The organism is Ancylobacter sonchi (assembly GCF_018390695.1).
In the GTDB taxonomy this organism is placed as follows: domain Bacteria; phylum Pseudomonadota; class Alphaproteobacteria; order Rhizobiales; family Xanthobacteraceae; genus Ancylobacter; species Ancylobacter sonchi.
In genome coordinates this window covers 63,839-79,987 of the sequence record NZ_JAHBGF010000020.1, presented here as the reverse complement: position 1 = coordinate 79,987, position 16,149 = coordinate 63,839, and the positions used below count along the sequence as shown (strand labels likewise).

At 69.8% G+C, this 16,149-nt stretch carries 14 protein-coding genes; 9 read left to right on the top strand and 5 right to left on the bottom strand.

Features of this window, described 5'->3' with window-relative positions; genetic code table 11:
• Positions 1 to 11 precede the first annotated feature (11 nt).
• The gene (locus KHC28_RS11030) at positions 12 to 1,232 is read left to right on the top strand and encodes an FAD-dependent oxidoreductase (protein WP_214008411.1); all 1,221 of its coding nucleotides are present in this window, start codon (positions 12 to 14) and stop codon (positions 1,230 to 1,232) included.
• 285 nt (positions 1,233 to 1,517) lie between these two features.
• Here the strand turns inward: KHC28_RS11030 and KHC28_RS11025 are convergent, their stop codons facing one another.
• The 3 genes from KHC28_RS11025 to KHC28_RS11015 all read right to left on the bottom strand — a co-directional run bounded on the left by KHC28_RS11025 (position 1,518) and on the right by KHC28_RS11015 (position 3,872).
• Positions 1,518 to 1,985 (bottom strand): Ros/MucR family transcriptional regulator, encoded by a 468-nt coding sequence (locus KHC28_RS11025; RefSeq protein WP_214008410.1) that lies wholly within the window; start codon positions 1,983 to 1,985, stop codon positions 1,518 to 1,520.
• A 344-nt stretch (positions 1,986 to 2,329) separates the two neighbouring features.
• Positions 2,330 to 2,986 carry a TenA family protein gene (locus KHC28_RS11020; RefSeq protein ID WP_214008409.1) on the bottom strand — a complete coding sequence of 219 codons (657 nt, stop codon included), beginning with the start codon at positions 2,984 to 2,986 and terminating at the stop codon, positions 2,330 to 2,332.
• Between the two features lie 79 nt (positions 2,987 to 3,065).
• Positions 3,066 to 3,872, bottom strand: a complete 807-nt coding sequence (locus tag KHC28_RS11015) for an SDR family oxidoreductase (RefSeq protein ID WP_214008408.1) — start codon at positions 3,870 to 3,872, stop codon at positions 3,066 to 3,068.
• A gap of 306 nt (positions 3,873 to 4,178) precedes the next feature.
• Here KHC28_RS11015 and KHC28_RS11010 point away from each other — a divergent pair, with 306 nt between their 5' ends.
• From KHC28_RS11010 to KHC28_RS10975, 8 genes are all read left to right on the top strand, one after another.
• A complete protein-coding gene (locus tag KHC28_RS11010) occupies positions 4,179 to 4,667 on the top strand; it encodes an HPP family protein (RefSeq protein ID WP_214008407.1) in 489 nt (162 codons plus the stop codon).
• Between the two features lie 200 nt (positions 4,668 to 4,867).
• Positions 4,868 to 5,707, top strand: coding sequence for a factor-independent urate hydroxylase (gene pucL, locus KHC28_RS11005; RefSeq protein WP_214008406.1), 840 nt, complete (start codon positions 4,868 to 4,870; stop codon positions 5,705 to 5,707).
• Between the two features lie 12 nt (positions 5,708 to 5,719).
• The gene (locus tag KHC28_RS11000) at positions 5,720 to 6,544 is read left to right on the top strand and encodes an FAD binding domain-containing protein (RefSeq protein ID WP_214008405.1); all 825 of its coding nucleotides are present in this window, start codon (positions 5,720 to 5,722) and stop codon (positions 6,542 to 6,544) included.
• 8 nt (positions 6,545 to 6,552) lie between these two features.
• On the top strand, positions 6,553 to 9,261 hold the full coding sequence (locus KHC28_RS10995; protein WP_214009008.1) for a molybdopterin-dependent oxidoreductase: 2,709 nt from the start codon (positions 6,553 to 6,555) through the stop codon (positions 9,259 to 9,261).
• A complete protein-coding gene (gene guaD, locus KHC28_RS10990; protein WP_214008404.1) occupies positions 9,258 to 10,607 on the top strand; it encodes a guanine deaminase in 1,350 nt (449 codons plus the stop codon). Before KHC28_RS10995 ends, guaD begins: the two co-directional genes overlap by 4 nt.
• Before the next feature lie 8 nt (positions 10,608 to 10,615).
• Entirely contained in the window at positions 10,616 to 11,500 is an 885-nt protein-coding gene (uraD, locus tag KHC28_RS10985; protein ID WP_214008403.1) for a 2-oxo-4-hydroxy-4-carboxy-5-ureidoimidazoline decarboxylase, read from the top strand.
• A 174-nt stretch (positions 11,501 to 11,674) separates the two neighbouring features.
• Positions 11,675 to 12,418 (top strand): thermonuclease family protein, encoded by a 744-nt coding sequence (locus KHC28_RS10980; RefSeq protein WP_312893162.1) that lies wholly within the window; start codon positions 11,675 to 11,677, stop codon positions 12,416 to 12,418.
• Between the two features lie 16 nt (positions 12,419 to 12,434).
• The gene (locus tag KHC28_RS10975) at positions 12,435 to 13,946 is read left to right on the top strand and encodes a M48 family metalloprotease (RefSeq protein WP_376772669.1); all 1,512 of its coding nucleotides are present in this window, start codon (positions 12,435 to 12,437) and stop codon (positions 13,944 to 13,946) included.
• Positions 13,947 to 13,985: 39 nt separating this feature from the next.
• On the opposite strand, the gene KHC28_RS10970 is transcribed toward KHC28_RS10975, so the two are convergent.
• On the bottom strand, positions 13,986 to 14,873 hold the full coding sequence (locus KHC28_RS10970) for an RNA polymerase factor sigma-32 (RefSeq protein ID WP_214008402.1): 888 nt from the start codon (positions 14,871 to 14,873) through the stop codon (positions 13,986 to 13,988).
• 161 nt (positions 14,874 to 15,034) lie between these two features.
• Positions 15,035 to 16,147, bottom strand: coding sequence for an ABC transporter permease (locus tag KHC28_RS10965; protein ID WP_214008401.1), 1,113 nt, complete (start codon positions 16,145 to 16,147; stop codon positions 15,035 to 15,037).
• Positions 16,148 to 16,149: the final 2 nt, after the last annotated feature.

Here is a 16,149-nt window from a genome sequence, read left to right as displayed (position 1 = left end):
GAGCCGTCGCCATGCCCGCGCCCCACCGCAACGACCCCGACACCGACTGCGTCATCGCCGGGGCCGGCCCGGCCGGCCTGATGCTGGCGCTGCTGCTGGCCCGCGCCGGGCTCGCGGTGACGCTGGTGGAAAAGCACGGCGATTTCCTGCGCGATTTTCGCGGCGACACCATCCACCCCTCGACGCTGGAGGTGATGCACGAGCTCGGCCTCGCCGAGGCGCTGCTGGAGCTGCCGCACACCCGGGCGCCGACCCTGCATGCCGAGATCGCCGGCGCCGACGTCACCCTCGCCGATTTTTCGCGGCTGCCGGTGCGCTCGCGCTTCATCGCCTTCATGCCGCAATGGGATTTCCTGGCCTTCCTCGCCCGCGAGGCGAGCCGCCATCCCGGCTTCCGGCTCGTCATGAACGCCGAGGTGACTGGCCTCGTCGAGGAGGCCGGCCGGGTGAACGGCCTCGTCATCCGCACGCCCGAGGGCGAGCGCGCGATCCGCGCCGCGCTCACCGTCGGCGCCGACGGGCGCGGCTCGCGGGTGCGCGGGCTCGCCGGGCTCGAGGTGACGCAATTCGGCAGCCCGAGCGATGTCCTGTGGTTCCGGCTGTCACGTCGGCCCGACGATCCCGTGCCGGCGATGGCGCATGCCGGCCCGCGGCAAGGTTTCGTGCTCATCGACCGCGGCGATTACTGGCAATGCGGCTATGTGGTACGCAAAGGCAGCTTCACTGACGTGAAGGCGCAGGGGCTCGACGCGTTCCGCGCCGCCGTCGCCGCCATTTCGCCGCTGCCGGCCGAACGAGCCGGCGAGATCGCCTCCTGGGACGACATCCACCTGCTCAGCGTGCGCATCGACCGGCTGACGCGCTGGTGGCGTCCGGGATTGATCTGCATCGGCGATGCAGCGCATGCCATGTCGCCGATCGGCGGCGTCGGAGTAAACCTCGCCATCCAGGACGCGGTGGCGGCGGCCAACCGCCTCGCGGCGCCGCTGAAGGCCGGGCGGCTGGCCGATGCCGATCTCGCGGCGGTGGAGGCGCGGCGGCGTTTTCCCACCTGGGCGACGCAGAAGATCCAGCTGATGATGCGGCGCAATCCGAACAAGCCGAAGAGCGCCAACCGCAGCGGGCCGCCGGGCTTCCTCAAGGCGATCGCCCGCTGGCCGGTGCTCGCCCATCTCGCCGGCCGCCTGATCGGCCTCGGCTTCCGGCCGGAACATGTCGCCCCGCGCCGATGATCCGGCACGACTGATCCCGCGCGAGTATCTGATCCCGCGCGAGTATCCTCGGCGCAAGCAACACCCGCGCAAGAAACATCCGCGTACGTAACACCCGCGCAAGCAACGCCGCGCCAACGAGCCGGCAAAACTATGCCGGTACAATCAATCCCGTGCGAGCCGGTGCCAAACCTTCGTGGCGACCGCCAAAAAAGCAACGGCCGGGCAATCGCCCGGCCGCTGAACTCATATCGTCTCGCCGCGAATAGGCGGCATCCAGGCGATCGAACCGCCCGGGCGGTTCGCTCAGGCGGCCACCTTCTTGGCGCGGCCGCGCGGCTTGGCGGGCGCCACCGGCGCCGGCTTCTTGCGCTGCTGGCCGAGGCCCATCTTCTTGGCGAGGTTGGAGCGCGCCTCGGCATAGCTCGGGGCGACCATCGGGTAGTCGTTCGGCAGGCCCCACTTCGCCCGATACTCTTCCGGGGTCATGTTGTACTTCGTGCGCAGGTGCCGCTTCAGCGACTTGAACTTCAGCCCGTCCTCCAAGCAGACGATGAACTCCGGGGTCACCGACTTCTTCACCGGAATGGCGGGCTTCAGCACTTCTTCGACGACGACGGGGGCCGGGGTGTTGAGGCGAAGCAGTGCGGTGTGCACCTTCGCGATCAGGTCAGGCAACTCCGACGCCGGGACGGAATTGTTGCCGACGAAAGCGGCAACCACATCCGCCGTGAGACCGAGATAATCCACCGACGAATCTTCAGTGCCAGACATCGTATTTCTCCATAATAGCTTTGATTCGATGTAACACCTCTGCAAGAAACGTCAACAAGCAAAACCGTGAAAAATCTTTCTCATCGTGAAATAGATCCCCCGGGACTGGCGGCATCCGGCTCGCCTAACGTCACTCGCGCTAGTTGATCCGCGGCTTGAGCACCCCTGATGGTGACCGCTCCGTTCGGTGGTAAATTCTGCTTCAAAGCGATGCAGTGAGGCCGCCGAACTATTGCACGCGCTGGCTTTCGCGAATTCCGAAACCGTTGCGGCGTTTCTGGAACAAAATTGTTCTTTTCGTCGAACACAACCGAGCCTGAGATGATTCTATTGTCGGGTGTCGTTCACGTGCCGCTGTCGTAGACGTGATCGAAGAACTCGCGTTCGCAGGCGACGGCGCGACGGAATAGATCGGCGGCGCGGGCCCGGCTTTCTTCGTTCGCCGCCGCTCCGGCGCGATCAAGCTCGGTGCGCAGCCAGCTCACGAAGGCACGGAAACCATCATTGTTGTGCAGGGTGATCCACTCGGCATGGACGAAGTCGTCCGGCAGCGGCGCGTCGGGCCGGTCCGCCCAGTCGAGATACAGCCATTCGGCGACGCAGAGCACGGCGAGACAGCCGGCATAGCTGCGCTCGCGCGCCGCTTCCGCCATCAAGTCGCGGAAGGCGCGGGTCGGCGCGGTCAGCGCCGGCGCGTCGCGCTCTTCCGCCGGCACGCCGAGCCGGTCGAAGGCGCGCAGGAAATAGGTGTTCTCATCGCTGGTGATCATCGCGGCGAATTGCGAGAAGCGCACCCGCGACGTGAAGCGGTCGGCGGTGGCGATGGCGGCACCGATCAGCGCGACGAAACGGTCGATGAACTGGTAGTCCTGCACGAGATAGCGGCGCATCGCGTCATCAGTCACCGCGCCGCGAAAGATCTCGTCGACGAAACGATGATGTGTCGCGGCGTTCCAGTTCTCGATGTTGTCGTCGCGAAGCTGATCGCTGAATCCGGGCATGTCGTTTCCTCTCTCGCCATCCGGGCCGGCGCTGTATGGAGCGGCCGGGGCGCGACGTCGAGAGCGGGCGACGCATGTCCTACATGCGCACGGTCTGCCCGCCATCGACCACCAGCACGTGGCCGTTGACGAAGGAGGCCTCGTCGGAGGCGAGGAACACCGCCGCCGCGCCGATCTCGTGCGGCCGCCCCCAGCGGCCCAGCGGCACCCGCACGTCGACGAAGGCGGAGAAGGCGGCGTCGTCCACCAGCCCCTGATTGGTCTCGGTGGCGAACATGCCGGGGGCGATGGCGTTGCTGGTCACGCCGTCGCGGGCATAATCGACCGCCATCGCCCGCATCAGGCCGGCCAGCCCGGCCTTGGCGGCGGTGTAGACCGGGTCGTTGCGGTTGGCGACCTGCCCGGCGATGGAGGTGACGGTGATCAGCCGCCCATGCCCCTGCGCCACCATGTAGCCGGCCGCCTGCCGCGCCAGCAGCATCGGCGCCAGCAGGTCGGTGGCGAGCAGCCGCTCGGCGTCCTCCGCCGTGAAGTCCTTCAGGGCGCGCCGGTCGCGGGCGCCGACATTGTTGACGAGGATGTCCAGCCGGCCGTGGCGCGCATGCAGCCCTTCCATCGCCGCCGAGGCCGCCGCGCGGTCGGCGACGTCGAAGGCCAGCGCCTCCACCTCGCCGCCGGTCGACGCGGTCAGCGCCTGCGCCGCGGCGGCGAGCCGGCCGGTATCACGCCCGTTGATCGCCACTCGCGCCCCGGCCAGCGCCAGCGCCTTCGCCATCTCGAAGCCGAGCCCGCGCGCCGAGCCGGTGACGAGCGCCACCCGTCCGTCGAGCCGGAACGGCGCGCGGAGGGCCGCGACGGGGGCGGAAGCCGGGTGTTCTGCGTTCATGGCGGCATGTCTCCTCGGAGGGGCCGGATGGCCCCGGAATGTCGGGCAGCCTCCCCTCTGCGCCTTTCCGCCGGCACGCGCCACCCGATCTTGGTTGCGCCTGTCATCGCCCCGGGCTTGACGGTAGCCGGGCCGCGCCTGTACCGATCGGCGCAGACAACAGGCGAGACGGCCCCCGCCGCAGAACGGGACGCGCCGCCAACGCCGATCCCCCGCGAGATCGCACGCACCGATCCTTCCGGGCAGCCCGCCGGCTCCGAGCGGCCGGGCGCCTCCTACGTCAGGAGCCCCACCGGGGCAGACATCATGCGTCATTTCTTCGTCCGCCATCAGCCGCCGCACCGGCCGCACATCGCCATGCTGGCCGGCCTCGGTGGCCTCGCCGCCATCGGCGTCACCGGCGCCTTCAGCCTGCATGCCGGCGTGCCGCTGCTCATGGCGCCGTTCGGCGCCAGCTGCGTACTGCTGTTCTCGGTGCCGGGCAGCCCGCTGTCGCAGCCGATGAACGTGGTCGGCGGCCATGTGCTGTCGAGCGCGGTCGCCATTGCCCTGCACATGGTGCTGCCGGGCACGTGGTGGGCGGCGGCGCTCGCCGTCGGCCTCGCCATCACGCTGATGGCGCTGCTGCGCGTCACCCACCCGCCGGCCGGCGCCGACCCGCTGCTGGTGTTCGCCGCCGACCCGAGCTGGGGCTTCCTGGTGATGCCGGTGCTGATCGGCTCGGTCAGCCTGGTGGTGATCGCCGCCGTGTTCCACCGGCTCACCGGCACGACCTATCCGCTGAAGGCACCCTGATCCTTCGCGACGTCACATGCGGGCGGCGGAAACGACCGCCCACATAATGACCACCCGCCTGCGGCATTTTGCGTTTGCGCATTGCGGGCGCGCCCGCAATCGCCAAAGCTGCCTCCCAGTGCGTCGCGACGCAGGAGACCGCACGGTACCGGCATGAGCATTGCTTCGCCCGTGCCGGGGCCGAAGCAAGGGAGACCGACATGCCGCTGATCCGCAACAGCTACGGCAAGGGCCGCGTGCGCATCATGCGCGTCCAGCGCGACACGCCCCGCCACGAGGTGCGCGAGCTGACGGTCCAGTGCATGCTCACCGGCGCGTTCGAGGCCGCCTATACCGAGGGCGACAACCGCAGCGTCATCGCCACCGATTCGATCAAGAACATCGTCAACATCGTCGCCCGCGACAATGTCGGCCTCGACAACGAGGACTATTGCCGGGTGCTCGCCCAGTACTTCCTCGACCGCTACGACCATGTCGACACGGTGGAGATCACCGCCAGCGAGACCAAATGGGCGCGCATCGCCGTCGACGGCGCCCCGCACGACCATTCCTTCGTGCTCGACGGCAATGGCCGTCCCTTCGTGAAGCTCACCGCCTCCCGCGACGGCGCGACCCTCGCCTCCGGCGTTGCCGGCTTCACCTTCCTGAAGACCACCGCCTCCGGCTGGGAGGACTACTGGTTCGACGAGGCGACCACGCTGAAGCCGACCGCCGACCGCCTGTTCGCCACCGCGATGGAGGCCAGCTGGCGCTGGTCCGCGGCACCGGCCTCCTATGCTCAGGCAAACGCCACCGCGCTCGCCGAGGCGCTGAAGGTATTCGCCACTACCTACAGCCCGGGCGTGCAGAACACGCTCTACCTCATGGGCGAGGCGATGCTGGCGGCGGTGCCGGAGATCGCCGAGATCAGCATCGCCTGCCCCAACAAGCACTATCTGCCCATCGATCTGTCGCCGTTCGACCGCGCCTTCGACGGGCAGGTGTTCATCCCCACCGACGAGCCGCACGGCCAGATCGAGTGCACCATAGCCCGCGGCTGAGGCAGCGGCGTCATGGACATCAACACCGTCACCGATGTGCAGCGCCCGCGCCGGCGCGGCGAGATCGGCCAGCCCCGGGCCGGCGACGCCTTCCTCGGCGGCGGCACCTTCCTGTTTTCCGAACCGCAGCCGGGGCTCACCCGGCTGATCGACCTGCCGGGGCTCGACTGGACGCCGCTGGTGGCCGGCCCCGGCGGGCTCGACATCGCCGCCACCTGCACCATCGCCGAGCTCTACGCCTTCGAGGCGCCGGCCGGCTGGACGGCGGCGCCGCTGATCGGCGAGTGCTGCCGCGCCTTCCTCGCCTCGTTCAAGGTGTGGAACATGGCGACGGTGGGCGGCAATATCTGCCTCGGCCTGCCGGCGGGGCCGATGATCTCGCTCGCCACCGCGCTCGATGCGCGCTGCCTCGTCTGGACCGCCGGGGGCGGCGAGCGGCTTCTGTCGGTGCCGGAGCTGGTGCGCGGCCCGCGCGACACCGCGCTCGCGCCCGGCGAGTGCCTGCGCGGCCTCGAAGTGCCGGCGGCGGCGCTCGCCCGGCGCGTCGCCTTCCGCCGGGCCTCGCTGACCCCGCTCGGCCGCTCCGGCGTGCTGCTGATCGGCACGCTCGGCCGCGACGGCAGCTTCCAGCTGACGGTGACGGCGGCGACAAGGCGGCCGTTGCGGCTGGATTTTCCGACGCCGCCGGACCGCGTCGCGCTCGACGCCCGGCTCGCCGACGCGATCCCGCAGGCGCTGTATTATGACGACGTCCACGGACGGCCCGACTGGCGGCGCCACATGACCCGCCTGTTCGCCGGGGAGATCCACGCCGAGCTGCTGGAGGCCGCCCCATGAATCGCCCCATGAACCTCGTCGTCAACGGCCGGGAGGTCGCCGCCGCGCCACGTCCCGGCCAGTGCCTGCGCACCCTGCTGCGCGAGCTCGGCTGGTTCGGCGTCAAGAAGGGCTGCGACGCCGGCGATTGCGGCGCCTGCACCGTGCATGTCGACGGGCGGCCGGTGCATTCCTGCCTCTACCCCGCCTTCCGCGCCGAGGGCGCCCGCGTCACCACCATCGAGGGGCTGGACGAGGGCGGCGCGCTCCACCCGATGCAGCAGGCCTTCCTCGACGCCCAGGGCTATCAGTGCGGCTTCTGCACGGCGGGCATGGTGATGACCGCCGCCGCGCTCGACCAGGCGCAGCGTCGCGACCTGCCGCAGGCACTGAAGGGCAATCTGTGCCGTTGTACCGGCTATCGCGCCATCGCCGACGCGGTGGACGGCATCGCCCATGTCGAGGCCGACATCGCCGGGGCCGGCTTCGGCCGCAGCCTGCCGGCCCCCGCCGGCCCGGCGGTCGTCACCGGCCGCGCCCGCTACACCATGGATGTCGCGCCGGAGGGCGAGCTCGCCGGTCTCGCGCATATGAAGATCCTGCGCGCGCCGCACGCCCATGCGCGGATCGTCGCCATCGACGCCGCCGCCGCGCGCGCCTTGCCCGGCGTGATCGCGGTGCTCACCCATGAAGACGCGCCGGCGGCGCTGTTCTCCACCGCCCGCCACCACCACGTCACCGACGATGTCGACGACACAAGCGTGCTCGATCCGGTGATCCGCCATGTCGGCCAGCGCGTCGCCGCCGTGGTCGCCGAGAGCGAGGCGGTCGCCGAGGCCGCCTGCGCGCTGATCCGCGTTGAGTACGAGCTGTTGCCCGCCGTGTTCGATCCGGTGGAGTCGATGGCCCCCGGCGCGCCGGTGCTGCACGACAAGCCGGCCGCCTCCCGCATCGCCAACCCAACCCGCAACATCGTCGCCGAGCTGCATGGCGAGATCGGCTCGCTGGCCGACGGGCTCGCCGGCGCCGACCTCGTCTTCACCGCAGGCTACGCCACCCAGCGGGTCCAGCACGCGCATCTGGAGACCCACGGCGCCATCGGCTGGCGCGATGCCGAGGGCCGGCTGGTCATCCGCACCTCCTCGCAGACGCCCTTCCTCACCCGCGACGCGCTCGCCAGCCTGTACGGCCTGCCGCGCGACCAGGTGCGCGTGGTCACCGAGCGGGTCGGCGGCGGCTTCGGCGGCAAGCAGGAGATGCTGGTCGAGGACATCGTGGCACTCGCCGTGTTCAAGACCGGCCGGCCGGTGAAGCTGGAATATACCCGCGCCGAGCAGTTCGCCGCTTCCACCTGCCGCCACCCGATGACCGTCGAGGTGACGGTCGGGGCGAAGCGGGACGGCACCCTGACCGCGCTCGGCCTCAAGGTGGTGTCGAACACCGGCGCCTATGGCAATCACGGCCCCGGCGTGCTGTTCCACGGCGCCAATGAGTGCCTCACCCTGTATCGCTGCGCCAACAAGCGGGTGGATGGCTATGCCGTCTACACCAACACCCCGCCGAGCGGCGCCTTTCGCGGCTACGGCCTCAGCCAGACCATCTTCGCGGTGGAATCGGCGATGGACGAGGTGGCGCACCGGCTCGGCATCGATCCGTTCGCGCTGCGGCGGCGCAACGTCATCGTGCCCGGAGACGCGCTCCTCGCCTATGACGACCACCCGCACGATGTCGAGTTCGGCTCCTACGGCCTCGACCAGTGCCTCGATAGCGTCGAGGCGGCGCTGAAGGACCCGCCGAAGCCGGATATGGGCCCGGACTGGCTGGTCGGGCGCGGCATGGCGGCGTCGATGATCGACACCGTGCCGCCGCGCGGCCATGTCGGCATGAGCCGGATCGCGCTCACCGCGGAAGGCCGCTTCGAGCTGAGGGTCGGCACCGCCGAATTCGGCAACGGCACCACCACCGTGCACGGGCAGATCGCCGCCACCGTTTTGGGCGTCACCGGCGCCGACATCGTCATCCGCCAGTCCGACACCGACCATGTGGCTCATGATACCGGCGCCTATGGCTCGACCGGCACGGTGGTCGCCGGCGAGGCCACAAGGCGCGCTGCGCAGGAACTGCTCGGGCAGTTGCTCGCCCGGGCCGCCGCCCGCGCCGGCACCGTCACCGATCACTGCCGCGTCGAGGGCGGGCATGTCGTCGCCGGCGCGGCGCGCATCCCGCTCGCCGATCTCGCCCCGCTGGAGGCGGAAGGGCGCGCCGACGGCTCGCCCCGCTCGGTCGCCTTCAACGTCCAGGGGTTCGAGGTCGCCGTGCACCGCCGCTCCGGCGAGATCCGGCTGCTGCGCTCGCTGCATGCTGCCGATGCCGGCACGGTGGTCAACCCGATGCAGTGCCGCGGCCAAATAGAGGGCGGCGTCGCCCAGGCGATCGGCGCGGCGCTGTATGAGCACCTGCTGGTGGACGCGGCGGGGGCCGTCGCCAACCCGACCTTTCGCGGCTATCACATCCCCACTTTCGCCGATGTGCCGCGTACCGAGGTGTTCTTTGCCGATACCTATGACACTCTCGGCCCGCTCGGCGCCAAGTCGATGAGCGAGAGCCCCTACAATCCGGTGGCGCCGGCGCTCGCCAACGCCATCTTCGACGCCACCGGCGTGCGGCTGCGCGCCACCCCGTTCAAGGCGGACGAACTCTACGCCCTGATCCCGGCCGAGCCGGCGGAGACTATATGACCGGCACGCGCCTCGCCCTACGCGGCCCCGCCCTCAGCCTCAGGGGCGATCCCTTCGCCGCGCCGTCGCGCGACTGCCTCGACCACATCGAGGATGCGCTGATCGTCATCGAGGACGGCGTCATCGCCGCCATCGGCCCCTATGCCGAGCTGGCACCGAGCCTTTCGCCGGACATCAGCCTCATCGATCACCGCACCGGCCTCATCGTCCCCGGCTTCATCGACGCCCATGTGCACTATCCGCAGCTGCAGATGATCGGCGCCTTCGGCGAGCAACTGCTGGAATGGCTCGACACCTACACCTTCCCCACCGAGATGAGCTTTGCCGACGCCGCCCATGCCGAGCGCGTCGCCGGCCTGTTCCTGCGCGAGCTGCTGCGCGCCGGCACCACTACCGCTATGGTCTACTGCACCGTGCATCCCCATTCGGTAGATGCCTTCTTCGCCGAATCCGAGCGCTTCAACACCCGGATGATCGCCGGCAAGGTGCTGATGGACCGCAACGCGCCGGCGCCGCTGCTCGACACCGCCCAGCGCGGCTTCGACGAAAGCGCCGCGCTCATCGCCCGCTGGCACCGGCGTGGCCGGCAGCTCTACTGCGTCACCCCCCGTTTCGCCCCGACCAGCACCGAAGCCCAGCTCGACGCCGCCGGCGCTCTGCTGAATAAATCTAACGGATTGTTTTTGCAGACACATCTCTGCGAGAACCCCGGAGAGGTCGAGTGGGTGCGCGAGCTGTTCCCGGAGCGTGCCTCCTATCTCGACGTCTACGCTCATGCCGGGCTGGTCGGGCCGCGCTCCATGTTCGGCCACGCCGTGCACCTGCATGAGGGCGACTTCTGCACCTGCCACCAGGCCGGCGCCGGCCTCGCCCATTGCCCGACCTCGAACCTGTTCCTCGGGTCCGGCCTGTTCCGGCTGTTCGAGGCGGTGGATCCCCGCCGTCCGGTCAAGGTCGGGCTGGGCACCGATGTCGGCGGCGGCACCTCGCTGTCGCAGCTGCAATCGCTCAACGAGGCCTACAAGGTCGCGGCGCTGACCGGCCACAAGCTCGACGCCGTGCAGGGCCTCTATCTCGCGACGCTTGGCGGCGCCCGCGCGCTCTGCCTCGACGACCGGCTCGGCCGCCTCGCCCCCGGCTACGAGGCCGACATCGTGGTGCTCGACCCGAAGGCGACGCCGCTGCTCACCTTCCGCAGCGAGTATTGCCGCAGCATCGAGGAACTGGTCTTCGTGCTGATGACGCTCGGCGACGACCGCGCCGTACGTACCACCTATGTCGCCGGCGCGCCGGTCTATGATCGCGACCGCACCGGCGAGCGCTTCCGCTACCCGACACACGCCTGAGGATCGCCATGGACGCCATCACGCTCGCCGCCCTCAACGCCATGGACGCGCCGGGCTTCGTCGCCGCGCTCGACGGCATCTTCGAGCATTCGCCCTGGGTCGCCGAGGCCGCCGCCGCCCACCGCCCGTTTCCTACTCTCGCCGCGCTGCATGAGGGGCTGATGGCGGCGGTGGAGGCCCGCCCGGCGGCCGGGCGCCTCGCCCTCATCGCCGCCCATCCCGATCTCGCCGGCAAGGCCGCGAGGGCCGGCGCCATCACCGCCGAATCGGTCTCCGAACAGGCGGGGCTCGGACTCGACCGACTTTCCGACGCCGAGTTCGACCGCTTCGAGGTGCTCAACGCCGCCTATCGCGCCCGCTTCGGCTTTCCCTTCGTGATCTGCGCTCGCCGGCAGACACGGGACGCGGTGCTCGACGCCTTCGACAGCCGCCTCGGCAACACGCCGGACGAAGAGGTCGCGGCGGCGCTCGCCGAGATCGGCCACATCACTCGCCTGCGGCTCGTCGAGCGGATCGAGGGGCCCGGCGCGCCGCCGACCACCGGCCGCCTGTCCACCCATGTGCTCGACACCCACAAGGGCGGGCCCGCCGCCGGGGTGAAGGTCGAGCTTTACGAGATCGGCGCCTCCGCCCGCGCCCGGCTAGCCGAGCGCGTCACCAATACCGACGGACGGACCGATGTGCCGCTGCTCGCCGGCGCGCCGCTGCGCATCGGCACCTATGAGCTGGTCTTCCATGTCGGCCCCTACTACGCCGCACGCGACCTCGCGCTGCCCGAGCGCCCCTTCCTCGACCGGGTGCCGATCCGCTTTTCCATCGGCGAGCCCGAAGGCCACTACCACGTGCCGCTCGTCATGACCCCCTGGAGCTATTCGACCTATCGGGGCAGCTGACGCACGACTCATCTGGGCGGGGTCGGCGGTTTCGGTTATGCTCGGAGAGGGTAACCATGGTGGCCGGGACGCCCTATGTCGCCGAACGAACCGAACATGCCGACCGATGGCTCTGTCAGCCAACGGCCGATGAACAGGCGTTTTCGTCGTCGCGGCGGCGGTTTGGTGTGTCTGGTGTCGGCTTGCCTGGTTCTGACAGGGCTCTCCGCCCGTGCCGGCGAGTGCCCGACGGATTTCGACACCACCGTCGCGGCCCGCGGCCTCGACGGGCATGGTGACATCGCGCTTGCCGACGGGCGCACGTTGCGCCTCGCCGCGCTCGCCGACATCGGCACCGCCGCCGATCCGGCACGTCGCGCGGCGCTGAAGGCGCTGGTCGCCGGACGCCGGCTCGACCTCGCGAGTGCCGATTCGACGCCGGACCGCTATGGCCGCCTCGCCGCCCTCGCCCGCCTGCCCGACGGCAGGCTGGTGCAGGAGGCCATGCTGGCAGAAGGCCTTGCCGTGGCGCGGCCGGAGGCCGGCTATCTCGGCTGCATGCCGGGGCTGCTCGCCGCCGAACGGCCGGCCCGCGCCGCCCGCCTCGGTGTCTGGGCGCAATGGCCGCTGAAGGCCGAGCCGCCGGCGGCGCTGGCGCAGGCGGCCGGTCACTTTTCCGTTGTTACCGGCCGCGTACGGACGGTTGGCAGCACGCGGCGGGTTGATTATCTCAATTTCGGCCCAGTCTGGCGGCAGGACACGACGGTGAAGGTGGACAGTTCGGTGCGGCCCGCGCTTGCGGCGCGCGGCCTTGCCCCGGCGGGACTTGCCGGCCGGGAGATCACGTTGCGTGGTACCGTCGATCTCGTCGACGGACCGGTGATCGATCTGCGCTGGGCCGAGCAGGTGGACGAGGTTGCGGAGGCCTCAGGGCCGTGACGGGGATGAGGGGGCGGTGAACCAGCAAGTGCGTCGGCAGCGACAGGATCGGAGGCCCGGTGCCGCCACTGCGTGGCGGCGTGCGCTGGCGTTCGCCCTCCTGGTCGGCGCCGGCCTCGTGGTCTCCGCCTGCTCCAACATGCAGGAGCCACCGCCGGTCGCGGCGACGCCGGCCGCGCCCTCCTTCGAGGACACGCTGACCCCGACGCAGCGCAAGGAGCACGAGCGGCTCGTCGCCTCCTATGGCGGCGCCTATAACGACCCCAAGCTTCAGGGCATGATCCAGGACACGGTGACACGCCTCGTCGCCGCCTCCGAGCGGCCGGACCAGAAATACCGCGTCACCATCCTCAACTCGCCGGCGATCAACGCCTTCGCGCTACCGAACGGCTCGATCTATGTCACCCGCGGCCTGTTGGCACTGGCTGACGACGATGCCGAGCTCGCTTCGGTGCTGGCGCATGAGATGGCGCATGTCATCGCCAACCATGCCGCCATCCGCGAGGACCAGGTGAAGCAGGCGGTGCTGGTCAGCCGCGTCATCTCCGACGTGGTGAACGATCCCGATCTCGGCGCGCTGGCGCTGGCCAAGAGCCGCATGTCGCTGGCGAGCTTCTCGCGGCAGCAGGAACTGGAGGCCGACGCCATCGGAGTGGGCATCAGCGCCCGCGCCGGCTTCGATCCCTATGGAGCCGAGCGCTTCCTCACCACCATGGGCCGCCAGCAGACGCTGCGGGCGTCGAGCCCGATGACCAAGAGCTCGACCGACACCGCCGACTTCCTCGCCACCCATCCGGCGACGCCGGAGCGCATCTCCATCGTCATGGCCAATGCCCGCGAATACGCCTCGCCGGACAAGCCGGGCGAGCGCGATTCCAAGCAGTACCTCACCGCCATTGACGGGCTGGTCTATGGCGACGACCCGAAGGAAGGCTTCATCCGCGGGCGCCGCTTCTTCCATCCCAAGCTCGGCTTCACCTTCACGGCGCCGGAAGGCTTCACGCTGGAGAACACCTCGCAGGCGGTGCTGGGCGCCGACACGTCCGGCGCCGAGGCGCTGCGCCTCGATGCGGTGCGGGTCACCGGCGACCAGTCGCTGGCGCAGTATCTGTCGTCCGGCTGGATCGAGGGGGTGGAGATCTCCTCGGTGGAAAGCCTGGTGCTGAACGGCTTCCCGGCCGCCACGGCGGTGGCGCGCGGCGAGCAATGGTCGTTCCGCATGTTCGCCATCCGCTTCGGCAGCGATGTCTACCGGCTGATCTTCGCCGCCCGCGACCTCACCCCGGATCTCGACCGCCAGTTCCGCGAGGCGGCGGAAACCTTCCGCCGCGTCTCCATCGAGGAGGCGGAAAAGGTGAGGCCGCTGCGCATCCGCACCGTCAAGGTCGGCCTGACCGACACGCCGGACACGCTGGCGGCGAAGATGGACGTGCCGGACCGCCCGCTGGAGCGCTTTCTCATCCTCAACGGGCTGGAGAAGGGCGCGAAGCTGAAATATGGCGATCTGGTCAAGATCGTCGCGGAATAGCGCCGCGCGGGACGTGGCGATCCCTCGTGCAGGGCTGTCCTAGGCGAACACGCCCACCGGCAGGCCGGAATCCCTAACCAATGTCGCGCGAAGCTTCTCGATCGCGCGATTCTCGATCTGCCGCACCCGTTCCTTGGAAATGCCCAGCCGGGCGCCCAGCATCTCCAGCGTCTCGCCTTCCTCAGCCAGACGCCGGGCGCGGATGATGCGCCTCTCGCGGTCCGACAGCGAGTGCAGCGCCATCGAGAGCCAGCGCCGCCGGCGTTCGCCGTCGATGCTCTCCGCCACCTGCTCGTCGGGCAGCGGGTCCTCCGCCACCAACTGGTCGAGCCGCGCGGTCCCGTCCTCCTCGCCGGCGGCCAGCGGCGCGTTGAGGGAGAGATCCGGCGCGGTCAGCCGGGCATCCATGCGCGCCACCTCGGCGGCGGGCACGCCGAGCGCCACGGCCACCGCGGCCTGCACCTCGTCGCGCGTGGCGTCCTCGAACCCCGCCGTCCGCTCCAGCCGGGCACGCACCCGGCGCAGATTGAAGAACAGCGCCTTCTGCCCGGAGGAGGTGCCACCGCGCACGATCGACCAGTTGCGCAGCACATAGTCCTGGATGGCGGCACGGATCCACCAGGTGGCATAGGTGGAGAAGCGCACGTCACGCTCCGCCTCGAAGCGGGCGGCGGCCTCCATCAGGCCGACATGGCCTTCTTGCACCAGATCGGACATTGGCAGGCCGTAATGGCGGAAGCGGCGGGCAACGGCGATGGCGAGGCGCATATGCGCGTGCACCAGACGGTGCAGCGCCCGCTCGTCGCGCTGCTCGCGCCAGCGCCGGGCGAGCTCGAACTCCTCCTCACGCGCCAGCAATGGCTCGGCCCTGGCGGCCCTGGCGAGAAAGGTCGAGGAAACGGTCGATTGCCCGCCCAGATCACCCATGCGCCCCTCCCCGGATCATGCACGCCCCGCGAGCGGGGACGCGACGAGGCGCCGTCCGCGCGAGGCCGACGAAGTGACATGTGCGAGAACGCGCGGCAGACGGTTCGGTTCCGCGCGGCTCGCCCGCACGCCGGGCCCGGCGCCGACCGAGGGAGCCGCTCCTACCGGAGGAAGCGCCGGAACCGCCGCAGCGCCAGGAAGAACAGCGCGCCGCCGATCGCGATCAGCGCCAGGAATTGCGGCCAGACCACTTCCAGGCCGGCGCCGCGGAACAGGATGGACTGCGCCAGCATGACGAAATGCGTGTTCGGTGCCGCCAGCATGATGTCCTGGATGATCTGCGGCATGCTCTCGCGCGGCGTCGAGCCGCCGGACAGCACCTGCAGCGGCAGCAGCACCAGCATCAGCAGCAGCCCGAATTGCGGCATGGTCCCGGCCATGGTGGCGAGGAAGATCCCCATCGAGGTGGTGGCGAACAGTTGCAGGGCGGTCCCGACGAGGAACAGCGCCACCGACCCGTTGATCGGCACGTTCAGCGCCCACTGGACGATGAAGGTCAGCGAGAGGGCCGACGCCACCAGCACCACCAGCCCCATCGACCAGATCTTGCTCAGCATGATCTCGGTCGGCGTGACCGGCATGACGAGCAGGTGCTCGATGGTGCCATGCTCGCGCTCACGGATCAGCGCCGCCCCGGTGAGGATGATCGACAGCATGGTGATCGACGAGATCACATTGGTGATCGAGCCGAACCAGCCCTTGCTGAGCTGTTGGTTGAAGCGGGAGCGCAGCGCGAGGTCGACCGGCACCTCGCTGCTGCCGCGATGGCGGTTGAGGAATTCGCTGACCTCGTCGGAGACGATCGACTGGACATAGCCGCCGCCGGAGAAGGCCTGCGAGACGCGCGTGGCATCGACGTTCAGCTGGATGGTGGGCGAACGGCCGGCCAGCAGGTCGCGCTGGAAGTTCGGCGGGATGTTGAGCGCGAAGGTGTCGAGCCCGGCATCCATCCGGCGGTCCATCTCGGAGGCCGTGATGAGCTTGGGAACGGTGAAATAGGGCGGATAGAAAGCGGAGATGATCCGCGAGGAAACCGGAGACTGGTCTTCGTCGACGATGGCGATCGCCGCCCGGTTCAGCGTCTCGGGCGTGGCGCTGGAGGCGGTGTAGATCGAAACCGTGAAGGAATAGACGATCAGCACCAGCAGCATCGGGTCGCGCGCCAGCCCGCGCAGCTCCTTGAGGCCCAGCTGGAAGATGTTGGCTGCGCGCATCG